The organism is Akkermansia sp. JRP_AM1, assembly GCF_049262625.1.
Taxonomy (GTDB): Bacteria; Verrucomicrobiota; Verrucomicrobiia; order Verrucomicrobiales; family Akkermansiaceae; genus Akkermansia; species Akkermansia massiliensis.
In genome coordinates this window covers 1,697,525-1,715,528 of record NZ_CP118234.1, presented here as the reverse complement: position 1 = coordinate 1,715,528, position 18,004 = coordinate 1,697,525, and the positions used below count along the sequence as shown (strand labels likewise).

The 18,004-nt window shown below is 59.0% G+C and carries 19 protein-coding genes and 1 pseudogene; 3 read left to right on the top strand and 17 right to left on the bottom strand.

The features are described 5' to 3' along the window. Positions 1-187: 187 nt before the first annotated feature. Together PVA48_RS08125 and PVA48_RS08120 are read left to right on the top strand one after the other, a co-directional pair. The gene (locus tag PVA48_RS08125) at positions 188-907 is read left to right on the top strand and encodes a hypothetical protein (RefSeq protein ID WP_249853116.1); all 720 of its coding nucleotides are present in this window, start codon (positions 188-190) and stop codon (positions 905-907) included. An 80-nt stretch (positions 908-987) separates the two neighbouring features. Further along, positions 988-1,356, top strand: a complete 369-nt coding sequence (locus PVA48_RS08120; RefSeq protein WP_146021158.1) for a hypothetical protein — start codon at positions 988-990, stop codon at positions 1,354-1,356. A gap of 348 nt (positions 1,357-1,704) precedes the next feature. Here the strand turns inward: PVA48_RS08120 and PVA48_RS08115 are convergent, their stop codons facing one another. The 15 genes and pseudogenes from PVA48_RS08115 to PVA48_RS08045 form a co-directional block, all read right to left on the bottom strand. Further along, positions 1,705-2,262: a DUF5069 domain-containing protein gene (locus PVA48_RS08115; protein ID WP_102722701.1), complete on the bottom strand. Its 558-nt coding sequence runs from the start codon at positions 2,260-2,262 to the stop codon at positions 1,705-1,707. After that, positions 2,259-2,501: a hypothetical protein gene (locus PVA48_RS08110; RefSeq protein ID WP_423231571.1), complete on the bottom strand. Its 243-nt coding sequence runs from the start codon at positions 2,499-2,501 to the stop codon at positions 2,259-2,261. Before PVA48_RS08110 ends, PVA48_RS08115 begins: the two co-directional genes overlap by 4 nt. Further along, positions 2,495-2,680: a hypothetical protein gene (locus tag PVA48_RS08105; RefSeq protein WP_423231570.1), complete on the bottom strand. Its 186-nt coding sequence runs from the start codon at positions 2,678-2,680 to the stop codon at positions 2,495-2,497. Before PVA48_RS08105 ends, PVA48_RS08110 begins: the two co-directional genes overlap by 7 nt. A 24-nt stretch (positions 2,681-2,704) precedes the next feature. Beyond that, the gene (atpD, locus tag PVA48_RS08100) at positions 2,705-4,132 is read right to left on the bottom strand and encodes a F0F1 ATP synthase subunit beta (RefSeq protein ID WP_102728842.1); all 1,428 of its coding nucleotides are present in this window, start codon (positions 4,130-4,132) and stop codon (positions 2,705-2,707) included. A 77-nt stretch (positions 4,133-4,209) separates the two neighbouring features. Continuing rightward, positions 4,210-5,082: an ATP synthase F1 subunit gamma gene (atpG, locus tag PVA48_RS08095; protein ID WP_102728744.1), complete on the bottom strand. Its 873-nt coding sequence runs from the start codon at positions 5,080-5,082 to the stop codon at positions 4,210-4,212. Positions 5,083-5,103: 21 nt separating this feature from the next. Beyond that, complete coding sequence (gene atpA / locus PVA48_RS08090; protein WP_102728745.1) at positions 5,104-6,636, bottom strand: F0F1 ATP synthase subunit alpha; 1,533 nt, start codon at positions 6,634-6,636, stop codon at positions 5,104-5,106. A gap of 18 nt (positions 6,637-6,654) precedes the next feature. Then, positions 6,655-7,062: a F0F1 ATP synthase subunit delta gene (locus PVA48_RS08085; protein ID WP_102728746.1), complete on the bottom strand. Its 408-nt coding sequence runs from the start codon at positions 7,060-7,062 to the stop codon at positions 6,655-6,657. A gap of 8 nt (positions 7,063-7,070) precedes the next feature. After that, entirely contained in the window at positions 7,071-7,598 is a 528-nt protein-coding gene (locus PVA48_RS08080) for an ATP synthase F0 subunit B (protein ID WP_022397544.1), read from the bottom strand. Positions 7,599-7,700: 102 nt separating this feature from the next. Continuing rightward, positions 7,701-7,922 (bottom strand): h+transporting two-sector ATPase C subunit, encoded by a 222-nt coding sequence (locus PVA48_RS08075; RefSeq protein WP_022397545.1) that lies wholly within the window; start codon positions 7,920-7,922, stop codon positions 7,701-7,703. A gap of 82 nt (positions 7,923-8,004) precedes the next feature. Continuing rightward, positions 8,005-8,943, bottom strand: a complete 939-nt coding sequence (locus tag PVA48_RS08070) for a F0F1 ATP synthase subunit A (protein ID WP_022397546.1) — start codon at positions 8,941-8,943, stop codon at positions 8,005-8,007. A gap of 304 nt (positions 8,944-9,247) precedes the next feature. Next, positions 9,248-10,402: a hypothetical protein gene (locus tag PVA48_RS08065; protein ID WP_423231569.1), complete on the bottom strand. Its 1,155-nt coding sequence runs from the start codon at positions 10,400-10,402 to the stop codon at positions 9,248-9,250. Further along, positions 10,363-11,448: a hypothetical protein gene (locus PVA48_RS08060; RefSeq protein WP_423231568.1), complete on the bottom strand. Its 1,086-nt coding sequence runs from the start codon at positions 11,446-11,448 to the stop codon at positions 10,363-10,365. Before PVA48_RS08060 ends, PVA48_RS08065 begins: the two co-directional genes overlap by 40 nt. Before the next feature lie 218 nt (positions 11,449-11,666). Next, a pseudogene (locus PVA48_RS08055) lies at positions 11,667-13,762 on the bottom strand (penicillin-binding transpeptidase domain-containing protein). Further along, a complete protein-coding gene (locus PVA48_RS08050) occupies positions 13,750-14,160 on the bottom strand; it encodes a hypothetical protein (protein ID WP_423231567.1) in 411 nt (136 codons plus the stop codon). The pseudogene PVA48_RS08055 and the gene PVA48_RS08050 overlap by 13 nt, the downstream one beginning before the upstream one ends. Positions 14,161-14,192: 32 nt before the next feature. Beyond that, positions 14,193-14,822 carry a L,D-transpeptidase gene (locus tag PVA48_RS08045; protein WP_022397549.1) on the bottom strand — a complete coding sequence of 210 codons (630 nt, stop codon included), beginning with the start codon at positions 14,820-14,822 and terminating at the stop codon, positions 14,193-14,195. Positions 14,823-15,023: 201 nt separating this feature from the next. Here PVA48_RS08045 and PVA48_RS08040 point away from each other — a divergent pair, with 201 nt between their 5' ends. After that, the gene (locus PVA48_RS08040; protein ID WP_423231566.1) at positions 15,024-16,070 is read left to right on the top strand and encodes a hypothetical protein; all 1,047 of its coding nucleotides are present in this window, start codon (positions 15,024-15,026) and stop codon (positions 16,068-16,070) included. Positions 16,071-16,253: 183 nt separating this feature from the next. On the opposite strand, the gene PVA48_RS08035 is transcribed toward PVA48_RS08040, so the two are convergent. Both PVA48_RS08035 and PVA48_RS08030 read right to left on the bottom strand, forming a co-directional pair. Continuing rightward, on the bottom strand, positions 16,254-17,087 hold the full coding sequence (locus PVA48_RS08035; protein ID WP_102728750.1) for a PEP-CTERM sorting domain-containing protein: 834 nt from the start codon (positions 17,085-17,087) through the stop codon (positions 16,254-16,256). 413 nt (positions 17,088-17,500) lie between these two features. Continuing rightward, complete coding sequence (locus PVA48_RS08030; protein ID WP_146018258.1) at positions 17,501-17,686, bottom strand: hypothetical protein; 186 nt, start codon at positions 17,684-17,686, stop codon at positions 17,501-17,503. Between the last annotated feature and the right edge of the window lie 318 nt (positions 17,687-18,004).

Genomic DNA, 18,004 nt, shown 5'->3' with positions numbered 1-18,004 from the left:
CTTGTAGCGCAGGGTGATGGAAGAGAGGGCGGAAGGTTCGGCAAGGGTGCGGGGAACGGGGAAATTACTTCCTCCTGCCCCTCCTGAGTCTCCGGTTCCTACTTCCAGTAAGCCTTCGCAGTCGTCGGCTCCATCCGGGTTGCCGCCGAAGAAATGGGAGGTGTTCTTGCTGCAATCGGACTGTTCGATGTCTTCGTCGCAATCACAGGAACAGGGGCACGGGCAACCGCCTTCCTCCGGCTCGCTGGAGGAAGAAGAGAGGGAACTGGAACTACTGCTGGAAGAGGAACTAGAGCTGGAAGAACTCGATGAACTTGACGAGGACCAGGAAGAACTGCTTGACGAGGAAGAGCTGGAGCTACTCAAGGAACTTGAGGACGAAGAACTCGAACTGCTGGAGGACGACGAACTGGAAGAAGAACTGCTGGAACTGCTCGAGGAAGAGCTGGAAGACGGAGCGCTGCTGGAGGAAGTTGGTGTTTCAGGCACCAAGGAACTGCTGTGGAAACTGGAAGACGACCAGCTGCTGGAAGAAGATGACGAGGAAGAACTCGAACTGCTGGAAGACGACGAACTGGAAGACGACGAACTGGAAGACGACGAACTGGAAGACGACGAACTGGAAGACGACGAACTGGAAGACGACGAACTGGAAGACGATGGAGCGCTGCTGGAAGAATCCGGAGGCTCGGGAGCCGAAGAACTCTGCCAGGAGCTGGAAGACGAACTGCTCGAGGAGGAAGAGCTCGAACTGCTGCTGGGCTTGGGGTCAAACTCAAAGGAATCTCCTCCCCCTGCCGAGGAACTGCTAGACGAGTTCCCTTCCTCCTCTTCCTGGTACAGGTTGACCAGGGTTAGCACGGTTTCTCCTTCTTTGCCGGCAGGCGTGTTTTCCGCCAGCAGGTAATAGTCCAGGTCGGGCTCGCCTTCCTTGTCGCATATCAGGGCAATGCAGAACTCGGCTTCCGACCCCTGGTCGGGCTGGTGTTGATGGACGATGTGGCACCAGTAGTATCCCTGTTCGAACTGGATCTGGCGACAGAGAGGAGCGGAAGATCCGGCCTCCGTGGAGAGTTCCAGATCCTTGGCGGGAATGGAAAGGGAGATAGAAGAGTGGGCGTGGAGGTGGAGAAAACAGGTGGCGGGAGCCATGACCTTGAGGTATCCGAACCATTCGTGGCGGGAGGAGGAGGAAGCAGCGCGTTTGGGGATAAGGACAGGAGCGGAGAGGCCGTTGACCAGGAAGTTGCCCTGGGGCTGTCCGTTGGGGTACATGGGAATGAAGGGGTAGACGGTGTCCATGGCGCCGATGTTGAAAGTGTTGTTCATGGTAATGAAATGATGTTGGCTCAATAGTTGCGACTACCATGAGAACAAGAATTACCAGTGTAAACACGCCGGGAACGTTATGGTATTCAAATACACGATAATATTATCAACATAGGTATTTCATAAAATACATAATACTTCTTCTGATTCTCTTGATTAATCAAGGCGGCAATACAGATTTTTCCAGCGACCAGCTTTAAAGTCCCAATCAAGCACAAGACATCTGATCATCCATATCCAGGACGCTAGATACCGCCGGTCAGCGAACTTTCTTTCCTCCTATAAGATTTCCCTGGAAGCACCATCTAACCGAACGTCAGTTCTACAGACGCTCTGCTTCACCAAGCCTCCTCCCACCGTCACGATGCAGAAACATCATTCACCATCGACCGGTTTGGCCGTGGAACTCAGCGTGCACTGGCGCACGTAATCGTACACCTTGGGGTCACTGTCTCCCGCGGCCCAGACCACTCGCAGGAAGTCAGCGGGATGGATGTTGCCGTGTTCCCGGAAGAAGCGGCGGTCGTTCTCACAGCAGTAGATGATGTCATCCCCCATGGAGCCGGCCAGCTTGGCCCGCGCCTTGGCAATCAGGCGCGGAAGGTAGGGAAGGCCGCTGAGTTCATCCCCGAAGCCCGGCAGGTCATACCCGATGACGGGCTTGCCCTGGTAAAACTGCCCGTGCTGGATGGTCAGGAAGAAGTCCCTGCGCGCCGCGGCCATCAATAGTACCGTGGTGGGGGAAGGTTCTCCCGTGCGGGCATAGAGTTCCACAAAGTCAAACAGTTCCCGCGTGCGGCAGCCGATGGAGGACAGGAAGATGATTTCCTGGTCCGTAAAGAAGCCGTCCACATTCCTGTGACCTTCATGGTAACGCCCCACCGCCTCGCGGAAAAGGTCGTAAAACGTGTCGTTCCAGTCTTCCGCCATCATCTGCCCGGGGATTTGTGTTTGCGCTTGAAGTTGAGCATCATGATCTGCTTGGTCAGGTTCGCCTCAAACCGGGCCTGTTCCTCGCGGGACATTTCCGAGCGGGCCTTCAGCACTTCCTGCGCTTCCTGAATGGCCCGTTCCACGCTGCCTTCATCAATCTGGGAGGAGTTGAGGGCCAAGTCCGTCACCATCAGGACGTGGTCGTCATTGACCTGGACAAAGCCGGTTCCCACTACCATGCTTTCCTCCGGGCCATCCAGGGGCTTGTAGCGGAGTTCCCCGGTTCCAAGGAGGTGATCAGGGCCGTATGGTGTTCCAGCACGCCCATCTCCCCGAGGCTGCCGGGCAGATACACGTATTCCACCGTGGCGGCAACGGCCACTTCATCCGGGGTAATGACTTTGAACTCCATGCTCATGGTGTGGAATTGCGGGAAAAGGGGTTATTCGGCGTCCTTTGCATCCTTGAGGACGTCATCTATGCCGCCGCGCATGAAGAAGGCGTCTTCCGGAACCATGTCCAGCTTGCCTTCCAGGATTTCCTTGAAACCACGGACGGTTTCCGAGACGGGCACGTAAGCGCCGGGAATGCTGGAGAAGACTTCCGCCACGTGGAAAGGCTGCGTCAGGAAGCGCTGGATCTTGCGGGCGCGGCTCACGATGAGCTTGTCTTCTTCCGAAAGCTCGTCCATGCCCAGAATGGCAATCATGTCCTGAAGGTCTTTGTAGCGCTGCAGCACCATCTGCACGCCGCGCGCCACCTCATAGTGCTCATTCCCCACGATTTCCGGGGCCAGGGCCTTGGAGGTGGAGGACAGCGGCTCCACCGCGGGGAACAGGCCCTGGGCGGCCAGGGAACGTTCCAGCACCACCGTGGAGTCCAGGTGGGCGAAGGTAGTGGCCGGGGCCGGGTCCGTCAGGTCGTCCGCAGGAACGTAAACGGCCTGCATGGAGGTGATGGAACCGTGCTTGGTGGAGGTGATGCGTTCCTGAAGGTCCGCCATTTCCTCCGCCAGGTTCGGCTGGTAGCCCACGGCGGACGGCGTGCGGCCCAGCAGGGCGGACACTTCCGACCCCGCCTGGGAGAAACGGAAAATGTTGTCAATGAAGAGAAGAACGTCCTTGTGCTCCTCATCGCGGAAGTATTCCGCCATGGTCAGGGCGGACAAAGCCACGCGCAGACGGGCGCCGGGAGGCTCGTTCATCTGGCCGTATACCAGCGCCACCTTGGATTCCTCCGGCTTTTCCAGGTTAATCACGCCGGATTCTATCATTTCATTGTACAGGTCGTTCCCTTCACGGGTGCGTTCCCCCACCCCGGCAAAGACGGAGAGGCCGCTGCGCGCCTTGGCAATGTTGTTGATGAGTTCCATGATGAGCACGGTCTTGCCCACCCCCGCGCCGCCGAAGGCGCCGATTTTGCCGCCTTTCAGGAAGGGGCAGATGAGGTCGATCACCTTGATGCCCGTCTCAAGCACTTCCGTGCTGGTGGATTGTTCCTCCAGCGGAGGGGCGCTGCGGTGAATGCTCTTTTTTCCGGCGCAGTCAAGGGCGCCGCGTTCGTCCACGGCGTCACCCAGCACATTGAAGATGCGGCCCAGCACGCACTGCCCCACCGGCACTTCAATGGGGTGCCCCGTATCCCGCACGGGCATGCCGCGGCGCAGGCCATCCGTGGAGCTCATGGCCACGGCGCGCACCCAGCCGTCACCGATGTGCTGCTGGACTTCCAGCACCAGGGTCTTGCGCTTTCCGTTAACTTCATAGTCCACTTCCAGCGCATTGAGCAGGGCCGGAAGCGTTTCAGCCTGGGAAAAATCCGCATCGACCACGGCGCCGATGATCTGAACGAGAGTGCCTGTGTTATTCATCATGAGAAAAACTTGGTGTTGAAATAAGAGGAGTGAGGGTTCTGTTTGAAAGGTGGGTGAATAAACGGAGTCCGGCGTTATTCCATGGCGCGCATGGCCGTGGTGATTTCCAGCAGTTCATTGGTGATCTGCGTCTGGCGGGCCTTGTTGTAGTCCAGGGTGAGGCCGTCGATGATGTTCTTGGCGTTTTCCGTGGCGCCCTTCATGGCCACCATGCGGGCGGAGTGCTCGGATGCGCGGGCTTCCAGCACGATCTGGACCAGGCCGTGGAAGACGTAAAGGGGCAGGATGGTATCCAGCAGGGCGGAGGGGCTGGGTTCCAGCAGGAATTGCTTGTGGGCATTTTCCCCGTCCAGGGCCGCGCCTCCGGCCTTCGCCATCTTCATCAACGGTTCCGGTTCAATGGGGAGAAGCTGGCGGAAGATAGGCTTCTGGACCATTGTGTTCACAAAGCCGGAGAAGGCTACGAAGACGCGCCCGTATTCCTCCGCCTTGAATTTCTGCACAATGAAGTCGAACACCGGCTTCAGTTCCAGCAGGGAGAGCGGGTCCGTCAGGCTCCAGGTGGCTTCCAGCCGTTCATTCCATTTGGCCAGCGCGGCGTTCAGCTTGCGGCCGATGGTGATGTAGTGGGCGTTTTCCGGAGCGTGCTCCCGGGTCATTTTGATGAGGTTGGCATTCAGGCCGCCGCAGAGGCCGCGGTCCGTGTTCACCAGCAGCACCAGGTCCGCGCCGCCGTGGGTCTGCATCAGGGGGCTGTTGCTGGTGTCTATTTCATCCTGGAGATGGTAGAGCACTTCCGCCAGGGCGCGGACATAGGGGCGCCCCTTCACGGCTTGGTCCTGGGCGCGGCGCATCTTGGCGGAGGCCACCATCTGCATCGCCCTGGTGATCTGGGACGTGTTTTTGACGGATTTGATCCGGCGTCTGATGTCTCTCAGGTTGCCCATGTTTCAGTGCTCCCGTAATCGTTAGTTCCAACTGAGCTTGAAGGATTCAATGGCGGCTTTAAGCCCCGCGTCTATTTCCGGCGTCAGATCCTTTTCCCTCAGGATGCTTTCCAACAGGTCCGGATGCTGGTCCTTCATGGTGGCTTCCCACGCGTTCTGGTATTCCTTGATCCTGTCCACCGGAACATCGTCAAAGTACCCCTTCTGCATGGCGTACAGGTCCGCGGCCTCCAGCCCCAGTGATTTGGGCTCATACTGGTTCTGCTTGAAGAGTTCCACGATGCGCTGGCCGCGGGCCAGCTTGGCCTTCGTGCTGGGGTCCAGGTCGGAACCGAATTGGGCGAAGGCCTGCAATTCCGTGAATTGGGCCAGGTCCAGCTTGATGGAGCCGGCCAGTTTTTTGATGATTTTCGTCTGGGCGGAGGAACCCACGCGGGAGACGGAAATGCCCACGTTAATAGCGGGGCGCACCCCCTGGTAGAACAGGTCCGTTTCCAGGAATATCTGGCCGTCCGTGATGGAAATGACATTTGTGGGGATGTAGGCGGAAACGTCCCCGGCCTGCGTTTCAATGATGGGGAGGGCCGTCAGGGAACCGCCGCCGTGTTCCTTGTTGATGCGCGCGGCGCGTTCCAGCAGACGGCTGTGCAGGTAGAATACGTCCCCCGGATACGCCTCGCGACCGGAGGGGCGGCGCAGAATCAGGGAAATCTGGCGGTAGGCCACGGCATGTTTGGAGAGGTCGTCGTAGACGATGAGGGCGTCCTCCCCCTTGTCCATGAAGTATTCGCCCATCGCGCAGCCGGCATACGGGGCCAGGTACAGCATGGCGGCAGGGTCGGAGGCGGAGGCCGCCACCACGATGGAGTATTTCATGGCGCCCGTTTCTTCCAGCTTTGCCACGAGGCGGCTGATGTTGGCGCGCTTCTGGCCGATAGCCACGTAGATGTTGTAAAGGGGCTGGTGGTCCGCCAGCTTGCCTTCCTCCGCCAGGCGGTTCTGGTCCGCCTGGGCGATCATGGTATCCATGGCAATGGCGGTTTTCCCGGTGGCGCGGTCCCCAATGATAAGCTCGCGCTGGCCGCGGCCGATGGGAATCATGGCGTCAATGGGCAGAATGCCCGTCTGCACGGGAACAGTGACGGACTGGCGGGAGATAATGCCGGAGGCGATTTTTTCCACAGGATAATACGCTTCCGCCTCAATCGGCCCCTTGCCGTCAATCGGCTCTCCCAGCGTGTTCACCACGCGGCCCAGCAGGGACCGCCCCACGGGCACGGAAAGAAGGCGTCCGGAGCATTTGACCAAGTCCCCTTCCTTCAAATTGGAATCATCCCCCAGAATCACGGCGCCCACCTCATGTTCTTCCAGGTTCATCGCCAGGCCCATCACGCCCCCGGGGAACTCAATCATTTCATTGAGCATCACGCCGCTCAGCCCTTCGATTTTGGCGACGCCGTCCCCCACGGAACGAATAACGCCCACGTTTTCCTGGCTGACGGAAGCCGTGGCTTTTTTAATTTCTGCTTCGAGTTCTTGAAGTATGTTGCTCATGGAAAAAAGTTTCGTTGGTTAATTGGAAAGATTGCGGGCCATCTCGGCCAGACGGTCGATTCTGGAGCGTACGGAACCGTCTTTCACGTCGTCCCCCACCTGGATGCGGATGCCCCCCAGCAGGTCCGGCGCCACCTCCCAGTGGTAGTAGAGGCCGTCGCCATATTTGGCCGTCAGCTTGGCTTGAATTTGGGAGCGTTCCTCCTCTGTCAGCGGTACGGCGCTTTGAATGGTGGCCGTACGGCTTTTCACGGCGTATTCCACCATGCGGGAAAAGGCCGTCAGCAGAGCGACATAGTTACGGGGTTTGCGTTCCGCAATTTTCCGGGCGATCAGGCGCACGCGGTCCTCCGCCACGGTATTCCCGTCCATGCAGAGCCGGAACAGCCTGCGGGCGGCATTGAGCGTGTCCTTTCCGATCTTCATAAAGCGTATCAGGAATCCAGGCTGTCGATCGCTTCCCGGTTGATTCTCCGCTGGTCTTCTTCCGTCAGCATTTTTCCGGTGACCTGCGCGGCAGCCAGGGCCACCAGCTGGCCGAATTGTTCTTTCAGCGCTTCGCGTTCCTTCTGCTGTTCCAGTTCCGCAAGCTGCCGGGCCTTTCTGACTATTTCCTCCGCCTTTTGGGAGGCCACGGTTTCCTGTTCCTCCAGCAGGCGGGAGGCGGCGGCCTTGGCGGCGTCTATCTTTTCCTGTCCCTTTTCGCCCGCTTCCACCAGCATTTCATGCGTCTGTTCCTTCACGGAAGCCAGCTGGCGCTCGCTTTCCTCACGCATTTCCTCTCCCTCCTCAATGCGCTGGCGCCTTTTTTCCAGAACGTTCTGGATGGGCTTGAACGCCAGGTAGCGCAGGATCACCACCATCAGGATGAAGGCGATCAGGTTGGCAACAAAGGGTTCCCAGCTTGTCACCCCGAAGGGCGCAAAGGGATTCCAGGACTGGTCGGCTATGAGATTCAGCATAAAATGAACGGGTTGAAACATGCCGGAAGTTTTCCGGACCGGCAGGAACGGCTGCGCCGCCCCGGAGCGGAAGAAGCTCCCTCCGGGAACGGGGCCTCCGGGTTATTTCACAAAGATGGAGATGAGGGCCACGCCTTCAATCAGGGCGGCCAGCGTAATGGCAATCACCATGATGGGGGAGGAGGCTCCCGGGTTGCGCCCGGTGGCTTCCGCGGCTTTCGCGCCGATGAGGCCGATGCCGAGGCCGGCGCCGATGGTGACGAGGCCGAAGCCCACGTTGCCGGACAGTTCGGCCAGGGAGGTCATTGCGGTAGGATCAATCATGTTATTGGTATGGTTTATGTTTTTTGTTGAACGTTCCCCCACAGGTTGCCCATGGTCCGGAACGGAAAGTTGGCGGTGCGGCTTATGAGGCCTTTCCGGACGGCAGGCTGTCCGGCACGGATGGTTCTTTTCCCTCATCCTTGGCGGCATGGCCGTGGGCATCCCCGTCCCCCACTTGCAGTTTGAGGAAAATCGCCGTCAGGAGGAGGAAGACCAGAGCCTGGATGAAGCCCACCAGCAGCTCAATCGCCAGAAACGGGAGTACGCACAGGGCGCTGAGGACGGGTCCGAACATGTGAGCCATGGTGTCAATGATCGTTTCCCCGGCGTAAATGTTGCCGTAAAGACGGGCCGCCAGCGCAATAGGACGGATCGTAATGCTCAGGACGTCCACCAGCCCCACGAAGATGAAGATGAGCACCAGCACGAATCCCATGAAGCCGGGCAGTCTTCCCTTGGGCCCGAACAAGTGGATGAAGAAGCCTTTCAGGCCCTGTTCCCGGATGGACCAGTAAAGCCACATCAGCGCATAAAAGATGCCCAGGAACATCGTCACGTTCATGTCCGCATTCGCCCCGCGGAACAGCGGCACTCCGTTATAGGTGATGGTCCCTACCCCGGGGAGAAGCCCCATGTAGTTGCTGACCAGGATGATGGTGAAGATGGTTCCGAAGTACCAGAAGTACTTGCGCGTCAGTCGCGGCCCCAGCAGGGATTCCACAAAGTTGTACAGAGTCTCAAAGAAATATTCCACCGCATTCTGGAACCGGGACGGCAGAATGCGCATGGCGCGGGTGGCGAACCATACGACCACCCCTATCAGCAGAACCGCCAGAAAGAGCATCAGCATGGAGTTGGACACCGGCAGTTCAATGCCGCCTGGAAGCGGAATGGAGAACAAGTGGGGGGCGGCCTGCTCCAGTCCGTGCTCCGCTCCTTCCTCCGCCGCACACGCGCTACCGCCCATCATGCCGGGCACCGCCAACGCCGCCAACCACAGGAACTGGAAAAATCTGCTCATCGTCTATCTTTCACCATTATCGCGCCAACTCCTGTAAATACGGGAAAAGGGAAGCCATTCCCTTTATTTGACGGTTTTGATTGTGTACTCTCCCCTCCCCCTTGGCAAGCCCAAAACTTGGCACGCGCACAAATTATATACATTTGTATATAATCTTAAGGCGGCTGCAGGCTTGCCGTTGCAAAACTCCGTTTTTTCTTCCGGGCATTAAAAAATTTTCCGGAGATAACTTCCAGAACGGCAGGAACAAGAAGCTTCCGGAAATTTCTTCCCGGAAGCCTGTAAATCCAATGGGAAACCCCTGTTATTTGGCAGCGGAAATAACGTGGATGTGATACACGTCCCTGCCGTCCGCGCCCTTGCGCCCCGTAGCATGCACGCCCGTGACGTCGGAGGTGATCACGTCCAGGGTTTCCACGGCCTTCCGGATATCCTTGTTGCCTTCCGCCGCGCTCTTCAGGGCATCACGGACCGGAACGAGGTTAAGCTGGAATTCCAGCGGAGCCACCTGCCCCGGGGCCTTCATGGATTCCTTGACGACTTCCATGCCGAAGGCCTTCGGCATGCTGATGGCCCAGCGGGTGTCGGAAACGCTCACCACCGGATTCAGGTCGGCGCCCAGCGGGCACTCGTAATCGTAGGTGGTGACATCCCCTTCCACGGAGGATTTGGGGGAGGGCAATTCCGTCATCTTGCCCTGGCTGGCCAGGGTAACGATGGTCTTGGCGGCGTCAGACACTTTCTGCCACGCTTCGCCCAAGGCGGCACGGTTCTTCACTTCATAAGCCGCGGAGAAGCGCGGGGCCGGAACATTCTTGAGCGTGGGGCTGGGAGCGCCCTGCATGTCCATGATGAACACGCCGGAATCCGTAAGGCCGGAAAGTGCGGTCTTGTACGCCTTCCAAAGTTCTTCAATGGTGGGCCGGGCCATCTGGAGCATGGGGGCAACCATGCGGATCTGGTCGCTTACGTCATGCTTCGGGTTGGAAATATACGCATTGCCGTAATCCCAGCCGATCTGCGCGATGTTTTCATACAGGGTGCAGCCCATGTCAACAATCTGCGGATTGATGCGGAAGGAAGAATACAGCACCGTATCCGCCCCGGGACGGACGGAGTTCATGGAGGAGGGAGCGTCCAGGAGGTAGAATTCAAGCGGATACGTGCAGGCTTCCACATGCACCCCCTGGTCCTGCCACGCGTAGTAGGAAACGGGCGTGGCATTCTGCGCCACCTTTTCATACAGCCCAAGGAGGCGGCCCTTCATGGAATCAAGCGCGGCCATGGAAGGAGCCAGATTGGCAATCTTCCAGTCGGTGCCTACCGTCTGCATCAGGTCCTTCAACCCGGAGAACATGCCCTTGTAGTAGGCGATGTCCAGGTTAATAAGGCCCTTGGCGCAAGCCTTGTCCGCAAATATCAGGCCATAGGCGGGATACTGGAGCTGGGCGTCAGCCATGGAGAAATCCGGACGCGCCAGAACAGAATCCTGGGAGAAGCCGCCAGGCGGACCTGCTTTTCAGGATTGGTGGTTATAAAGCCCACGAGGGTATCATCCACGAAAGCGACGGCCACATACAGCTTGGATTCGTCCAGACGCTTGAGAGCCGCCTTGAGACGGTCCAGATTTTCCTGGGAGACGGTTATCTGGGCTTTAGCCTCTTCCAGCCTTTCTTCCAGCTTCGCCCGCAGTTTCTTGCAGTCCACTTCCGCTACCTTGCAAGCCAGGCCGTTGTAGGTCTTGTCATACAGGGAAACAATGCCGTGCAGTTCCATGCCTTCCGGGAGATTGGCGTCCTTCAGGGTAGCCTTGGCCTGGGCAAGGGCTTCCGGCGTCAATTTGGCGGCTACCATTACGGGAGCCGTCGCGGCCTGAGAGGGGCGCATATCCACCAAATCAATCCACTTAATGAGCATTTCAGTATATCTGTTGCCCATTACTTCCACTTCTGCGTCACTAGCTTTCTTGTTACCATTGATTAAATCCTGGTAAAGCTTATAACCGGACAGAATTCCCTTCATTTGGTGCAATCCCATGCCTGTAAAAGCGGACTGGGCGCTGTCCATCCACGGAGCCCATTCGGGGCCGAAGCCGATCATCGCGTCAATGACGGGGGTGTTGACGGAGCACTTTTTCCGGACGGGCTTGGGTGCATCCTCTCCCGGAATGGCTATGGATTCATCAGCGTCTTCCCCAGCGGAGCAGGAACCCCAGGTTTTGACCATGTTCAGATTCTGAACGCTCCTGATCATGCCGGGGACGTCGTAAACACCGGCTACAATACCCATGTCCATGGGAAAGAGGGCGGCGATTCCGAGCCGTTCCGCACGCTTCGCCACCAGATCGGAAGCAACGGGGGCGGAGGGATCAAGCGAAGAAGCCGGGGTTAAGCCGGCGGCATCCTGTCCGGCCTTGGCGGAAGATGATTTATTGTCGTCAGAGCAGGCGGCAAGAGCGCAGGTCAGCGCAAAACAGGGTATGGAGTAGAAATAATGCGTTTTCATTATCTTTAAACGTAGGGGTCATGATGCCATCCAACAAAAGCGCCGCTCCTTACGGCAACAGTCTCATCGACGCGCACCATCCGCATTATATAGGCGCTTCCCCGCAATGACGCAAGCACAATGAAAAGCATTAACGGGCCAAAGGCCATGCATGACCCTGTTACGGCGAACGCCCTGAAAAGCATTGCCGGACGATTCCGCCTTCCTTAAAAGCCGGTCTAAAGAGGTTCCGCCATGGGAATGTCATCCTCCGGAAGGGGGGCCTGGGGCGCGGGAGCTTTTACGGGAGAGGAATGGTTGAGATGGCGGGGAATCTGATGGGGAAGGCCGGGAATGTAGTCGGAATCTCCGCGTCGGGGCGTGAGGGGTGCGGCAGAAGGCTCCTCCGACAAGGAAGGCGCGGACGGCCTGGCATGCCCGGAGGAACCGCCCACCGGGGTCGCCTTGATTTCCGCATCGGAAGAGTCGTCCAGATCGGCAGGGATTTCATGAACCTTGATGGGCTCCATTCCTTCCGGATCATACAGGCCGGGCGGCAGATTGTCTGGCACTACGGCAGGCAATCCCCCGCGTTCGCGAAGGGCGGCGGCAGCCGTTTCCGGGGTTTCCTCCACCGGTTCCGCTACCGGGATGTCGTCCTTGGGCGGGTCAATGATGGCCTTGATGTCCTTCTTCTCCGTCTCAAAGAATTCCTTCACGATGGGGGCGGCGGCGGCGCCCCCGCCCAGCCGTTCGTGGGCGCGGCCTTCATACAGAACCACATAGGCGAAGCGGGGATTGTCACAGGGCATAAAGCCGGCGAACCACGCCAGGCGCTTGTCTTCCCGTTCCGGTCCCCACTGGGCCGTGCCGGATTTGCCGGCGATGCTGGAATAGGACAGGCGGGCGCGGCCGCCCGTGCCGCCTTCAATCACCTCCCTCATGCCCTTGCGCACGCTGGACAGGGCACGTTCATAGGCCGGCAGGGGGCGCTGGACCTCCTGCGGCTTGGGAGCGTAAATGACATTGGCGTTGCCGTCCTGAATCTGCTTGATGAGCTGGAGCCTGGGCAGGTAGCCGTTCGCCACGCCGGACATCATGTGCGCCACCTGGAGAGGCGTGACCAGCAGCGTTCCCTGGCCGATGGAAAGGTTGGCGGCGTCTCCGGACATGAAATCCCGCTTGTAGTTGCGGATCATGTAGTCGCTGGTGGGCACCAGGCCGGGATCGTCCGGAATGGGCAGCCCGGTGCGCTCGCCAAGTCCGAAGGCGCGGGCCGTATCCATCAGGGCTTCCGCTCCCAGCTTGAGCCCCATCTGGTACATGAACGGGTTGTTGGACATCGCCAGGGCGCGGATGCAGTTGATGTCCCCCAGGGGCGTCTTGCTCCAGTTGTTGAAAACGTGGTTGCCGATCGTGATGGATGCCGGGCAGTAGATCTGCGTATTTTCCGTGATCTTGTTGTTTTTCAGGGCGCTGGCCACCGTCAGCACCTTGAAGGTGGAGGCGGGGGGTAGCGCCCCTGGAAGGCGCGCGCGCCCAGCGGTCCGGCGGGGTCGTTGCGCAGGGCATCGTAATCCTTCTGGGATATGTTCGGAATGAACATGTTCGGGTCATAGGACGGCGTGGAGGCCATTACCAGCACTTCACCCGTTACGCAGTCCAGCACCACCATGGCGCCGCGCCTCTTGCCGCGGGAAAGGATGCGTTCCGCATCCCGCTGCCATTTCAGGTTCAGGGTGGTGACGATGGCGCCGCCGGGCTTGGGGCGTATCTGAAGTTCATCCAGAATCTTGTTGCCGTCCTCGTCAAACATCAGGCGCCATACGCCGGGCGTCCCGGTCAGGTCCTTGTTGAATTCCTTTTCCAGTCCCGCGCGGCCTTCCACCTGTTCCCACAGCGGGTCCATATGGTTGATGGGGCCGGTAGGCAGTTTTCCCTTGGAACCCACATAGCCGATGATATGTCCGGCGATTTCCTTTTCCGGATAGGAACGGATGTAGATGGGCAGCAACTGGAGGCCGCGCACCCCCTTCACCTTGTCCTTCAGTTTTTCCGCTTCCTCCGCGCGGATGACGTTGGTGAGGGGAAGAGGCAGCCAGCGGCGGTGCTCATAGTGCTTCCAGAGCTGGTCATCGGAAAAGGACCACGCCTTTCCGGCAATTTTCTTGGCCTGTTCCAGGCAGTTGCGCCCGAAGTCCACCACGCGGGAACGATTGGGATTTTCAAAAATTTCAAAACGCAGGGCCAGTTGGTAGGCCACGGAGGTCACGGCCAGAGGCTCTCCGTTGCGGTCCAGAATGGGGCCGCGCGGAGCCGGAATCAGCAGGGCCATGGTTCTGGCGGAAGGCCGCGTGCTGGTGTGCGCTTCCCGCGCCGCATCCATCCTTCCCCCTTGAGGGAGGGAATCAGGGACAGGGAATCCAGGCCGTTCTGCTCCTTCTCCGTTTCCTTGGGCATTTCCGGGGCGTCAGCCACGCCTTCCCGTTCACCGGACGCCGTGCCGGATTCCCTCTTCTTATCCCCCAGGTCAACCGTTTCCACGGCGTCATCCTCTCCGCGCTGCTGCGCCGCAGCCTGGCGCACGGGCGTTCCCCCGCGGGAAGACGAATGGCGTGACGAGGACTGGCCCCAGGCCGTATCCGCCGTCCAGGCGGCCAACCCGGCCAGCAATACCAGGGAACGTATCAGAACCTTCATTTTCATCAGCTTGCAGGAGTGTGACAGATGCACCGTAAGGAATCAACGATTATTCACGCTCGCGCTTATTCCTGAACTACTACGGTTGTTCCCATGCCGCATTTGTCAAACAAAATGCGGCATGCCTCCACAGGCACCCGGATGCACCCGTGGGAATTGGCGTCCCGGAACACCGTGCCCACATGCAGCCCTATCCCGCCATGAATGCGCATCCACAGCGGCATCTTGGCGCCGATGAATTTGCCGCCGGACGGCACGCGGGAAGAAGAGGTGGCGTCCGAATTCACGCACAGGCCGCTTGCATCAAACACGCTGCCATAGGACCGGGAGCGGTAGTCCGCATCCTTCTGAATGATGGAGAATTTGCCGCGGGGCGTCTCATGGGTGGATCTGCCGGTGCACACGGGAAAGTTCATGGCCGGCTGGCCGTTGACCCACAGCACGCCGCGCTGGTCCTTCAAATGAATCACGATTTTGCTGTTCCGCGTCTGCGCCTGCCGGATGCGCTCGTCATGGTACCAGATGTCGCGCGTGAAGCGGTACTGGGGGTCCGCTACAAAAGCGTCATAGGAAGAAGAGTACCTGCCGTCCTTCATCAACGGCTTGCCATGCGGAGTCTTGGGCGTGGAGGAACAGGCAGCCAGCAGCAGTGAGACACACAGGAAAAGGAGAAAGGCGAGAGGGGAGCGCGGCATGCGGCCTGCTTTACCCTCTTCCCCCGTGGAAATCAAGCACGATTCCCCTCTGTTCCGGCATGTTTGGAGGAATCCTGATAAAGACGCCCTTTTCCGTCCGTACCTGTTCCCGTTCTTCCTCCCCGCCGCCATGACCGCCTCCTCTTCCGTTCCCGCCCGTTCCCCCGGCTGCACTCCCTGGATGCCCTGCGCGGGCTGGACATGCTCATCATCCTGGGGCTGGACGCCCTGGTCCTGCTCCTGGCCTCCAGAAATCCGGAAAACGCCTTCCTCCGGGAAGCCGCGCGCCAGATGTCGCATGCCCATTGGGCAGGATTGCACCTGTATGACCTGGTGTTCCCCGTCTTCGTGTTCATCTCTGGCGTTTCCATGTTCTTCTCCCTGGCGAAATACACCGGCGGAAACTCCTCTGCGGCCCCCGGGCTTCTCCACCTTTGGAAACGGGCCTTCGTTCTGGCCTTCCTGGGCCTCCTGGTCAACGGAACGCTTACCTGGACGGAGGATATGCGTTATGCCTCCGTTCTGGGCCTGATCGGCTTTTCCTGCGCCATCGCAGGCACGTGCATCCTGCTGTGCCGCCGCACGGGAGCGATTGCCGCTGCGGCGGGAGGCCTTCTGGGCCTCATCGCCCTGCTTCAATTCACCTGCGGCAGCTTCACGCCGGACGGCTCCGTCAACTCCTGGGTGGACATGCACTGGCTTCCCGGCCGTCTGCACGGAGGCGTCTTTGATCCGGAAGGCCCCCTCTGCATCGCCTCCGCTTCCGCCCTGTGCATGGGCGGATGGCTGGCGGGAAAATTTTTGAAGGAAAGTCGCCTGCCTTCCGTCCGCCTCTGCATGGCGATGATGGGAGCGGGAATCCTCCTCTTTTCCGCCGCCCGAATGCTGGACGGCGCCTATCCCATCATTAAAAGCATGTGGACCGGCACCTTCGTTCTGGCCGCTGCCGGAATCTCCCTGATGCTCCTGTCCCTGTTCCATCTGGCCGTCGACGCATGGAACGGCGGAAAATGGGCCAAATGGGCCTTTCCCCTCCGCGTCATCGGCGTCAACGCCCTGGCCGCCTACCTCATCCACGCCCTGCTCAACGTGCATGAACTCAACCAGCGCATCTTCAGCGGCGCGGCGGACTTCTTCCCGCCTTTCCAGCCCGTATTGCTCGCCGTTTCCCTTCTCCTGCTGCAATGGCTGGTTCTGCTCTTTTTTTACAGGCGCCGCATATCCTTCGCCAAAAGCCCGGCCAAGTGACGGCGTGGATGAAATTCCCGGCCATGAGGCCGGCTCTCTCCGGAAAACACCCCGTCATGAATATTCCCATCCGGAGAGAACCGGACAGCCGCTAAAAACGGTGGCCATGACCGGATAAACAAAAACGCCCCTCCCGTGCAGGAGAGGCGCTTCCGAAAACCAGTCCGGACAACAATGCCCGGCTCAACGCATCCGGCGGCGGCGCAGCAGGGCCAGCAGAAGACCGGCGGCGGAAAGGCCTGCCGCAGCAGGTTCCGGAACTGGAGCCGCTCCGGTGATGTAATGAATCTTCACGTTGGCCCAGGCTCCCCCATTGGTGGTGATCCAATACTTGCCCACATTTTCTTCCGTAGCTTCCAGCGGACCGTCCGCACGGGTCAGGATATTCCCGTCAGCGTCCCTGACCACGTAGTCAACCGTATCAAACCCGGAGCCTCCCGAGGAAGAGGAACTGTTCTGCCCCAGCAGTTCACGCACCGCAGTCCCGACGGTTCCGGTGGTCGTGTACGGATCAATGGCGGCCTGGATGGTTCCCCCGCTCGCATTGATCCAGAGGCTGGTCGTCGCAAGACGTCCGTTTAATCCGAAATCCCAAACATACCCCGTGGACAGCCCGCCTCCCAGCGCTCCTGAATTGATGCTGGAATCAATAGTCAAGTTGCCCCAGAGCTGCGTATTGCCTGAGTTCAGGGAAAAAGATTTGTCCATGTCCACGTTCCCTAAAACCAAGGCCCCTCCCGTATTGTTGCTGAGAGTACCCGTGCCTTTCAGAACAAACTGGTCGACATTCCTGTAATTCAGGCTCCCCGCGCCGGCGGTGGAGATGGAGGCGTCACTGTTGATGATGATGCTGTTTCCCGCGCCGAGAGTAGTAGGAGGCACGCCGGCCTCCGTCCAGTTGTCCGCGTCCGTCCAGGAGGATCCGTCCCCGTTTCCCGTCCACTGATAGGTGGCCGCTGCGCCCAGGCCGGACAAGGCAACCAGGACGCAGGAAGCAGTGAATAAGGTTTTCTTCATAAAATCAAAAGTTAAATATGGATATGAATGGATCCGCACCTATCGCCGGACTGCTGCACAAATCCGCTCCCGGGAGCGTTCTGCGGTCAGAAGCCAAGACTTGGAACCCTGGTTTTTCTAATATCGGATTGCTAATCCGGCGTCATAGCTCTGATTTTACAGGGAAAGGTGCTTATGTTGCCCGGTCCGTTTTATAACCTGGGCAGTCATGATTTTCTCCGGAGAAAAGGCTTCCTCCGTTGCGTTGTCGGTACGTTGCAGAGCCGCGAAGCCTTTGCGGGTGTGGAACATACATATATTCCGTCGGAATATACTGAATTTCAGGAAAGAGAAATCATTGCTGCACAGGTTGGCGTCCGGATGCCGAGGGGCTTGCGGCGCACCATGCGGCATTGGAACTATTCCGTAACGGATTAGCAATCCGTTTTCCACATGGAAAAAGAAGCAAAATAAGGCGGAAACATCATTTTTTGCTCGTCTCCGGCAAATGCTTTGCCATCATGGCGCAACGGCTTTTTTTCCGAAAAGCAGGGAAGCGACCCTCCCTGCCCTCCTGCTAGTCCATCTGCCACCTTCCTTAACCTAATGATGATTCCCATGAAAGCATTCACGTTCCCGGCTCTTGTCCTGGCGGCCCTGAGCATCTGGACTGCCGCCGCCCAAACCCGGATATCCACCATTCCCCCGCTGCCGGGAAAAAACGCACGTTCCCTTCAGGTACCTCCCTACCAGTCCTTCTGCTGGTTCGCGGCGGACCGCGGCCGCTGGCCCGGAGACGGCAACCGGGTGCTGCCCTGGTTCGGCCGGACGGCTCCCGGCAACCTGCTGGACAGCAAGCCGAACCCCAGCACCGCCAAACCGGGGGACCACGCCATGTTTGCGCTGTTCCACCTCAAGGACGGCAATTTCATGGCCGT

Bases quoted from the DNA above. Each gene is read 5' to 3' on its own strand.
- PVA48_RS08080 (WP_022397544.1), bottom strand. From the start codon at position 7,598: ATGCTGAATCTCATAGCCGACCAGTCCTGGAATCCCTTTGCGCCCTTC.
- atpD (WP_102728842.1), bottom strand. From the start codon at position 4,132: ATGAATAACACAGGCACTCTCGTTCAGATCATCGGCGCCGTGGTCGAT.
- PVA48_RS08030 (WP_146018258.1), bottom strand. From the start codon at position 17,686: ATGGGAATCATCATTAGGTTAAGGAAGGTGGCAGATGGACTAGCAGGA.
- PVA48_RS08085 (WP_102728746.1), bottom strand. From the start codon at position 7,062: ATGAAGATCGGAAAGGACACGCTCAATGCCGCCCGCAGGCTGTTCCGG.
- PVA48_RS08125 (WP_249853116.1), top strand. From the start codon at position 188: ATGTCTTCGTCGCAATCACAGGAACAGGGGCACGGGCAACCGCCTTCC.
- PVA48_RS08105 (WP_423231570.1), bottom strand. From the start codon at position 2,680: ATGAGCATGGAGTTCAAAGTCATTACCCCGGATGAAGTGGCCGTTGCC.
- PVA48_RS08045 (WP_022397549.1), bottom strand. From the start codon at position 14,822: ATGCCGCGCTCCCCTCTCGCCTTTCTCCTTTTCCTGTGTGTCTCACTG.
- PVA48_RS08040 (WP_423231566.1), top strand. From the start codon at position 15,024: ATGCTCATCATCCTGGGGCTGGACGCCCTGGTCCTGCTCCTGGCCTCC.
- PVA48_RS08070 (WP_022397546.1), bottom strand. From the start codon at position 8,943: ATGAGCAGATTTTTCCAGTTCCTGTGGTTGGCGGCGTTGGCGGTGCCC.
- PVA48_RS08060 (WP_423231568.1), bottom strand. From the start codon at position 11,448: ATGAAAACGCATTATTTCTACTCCATACCCTGTTTTGCGCTGACCTGC.
- PVA48_RS08075 (WP_022397545.1), bottom strand. From the start codon at position 7,922: ATGATTGATCCTACCGCAATGACCTCCCTGGCCGAACTGTCCGGCAAC.
- atpG (WP_102728744.1), bottom strand. From the start codon at position 5,082: ATGGGCAACCTGAGAGACATCAGACGCCGGATCAAATCCGTCAAAAAC.
- atpA (WP_102728745.1), bottom strand. From the start codon at position 6,636: ATGAGCAACATACTTCAAGAACTCGAAGCAGAAATTAAAAAAGCCACG.
- PVA48_RS08065 (WP_423231569.1), bottom strand. From the start codon at position 10,402: ATGGCTGACGCCCAGCTCCAGTATCCCGCCTATGGCCTGATATTTGCG.
- PVA48_RS08110 (WP_423231571.1), bottom strand. From the start codon at position 2,501: ATGGTAGTGGGAACCGGCTTTGTCCAGGTCAATGACGACCACGTCCTG.
- PVA48_RS08035 (WP_102728750.1), bottom strand. From the start codon at position 17,087: ATGAAGAAAACCTTATTCACTGCTTCCTGCGTCCTGGTTGCCTTGTCC.
- PVA48_RS08115 (WP_102722701.1), bottom strand. From the start codon at position 2,262: ATGATGGCGGAAGACTGGAACGACACGTTTTACGACCTTTTCCGCGAG.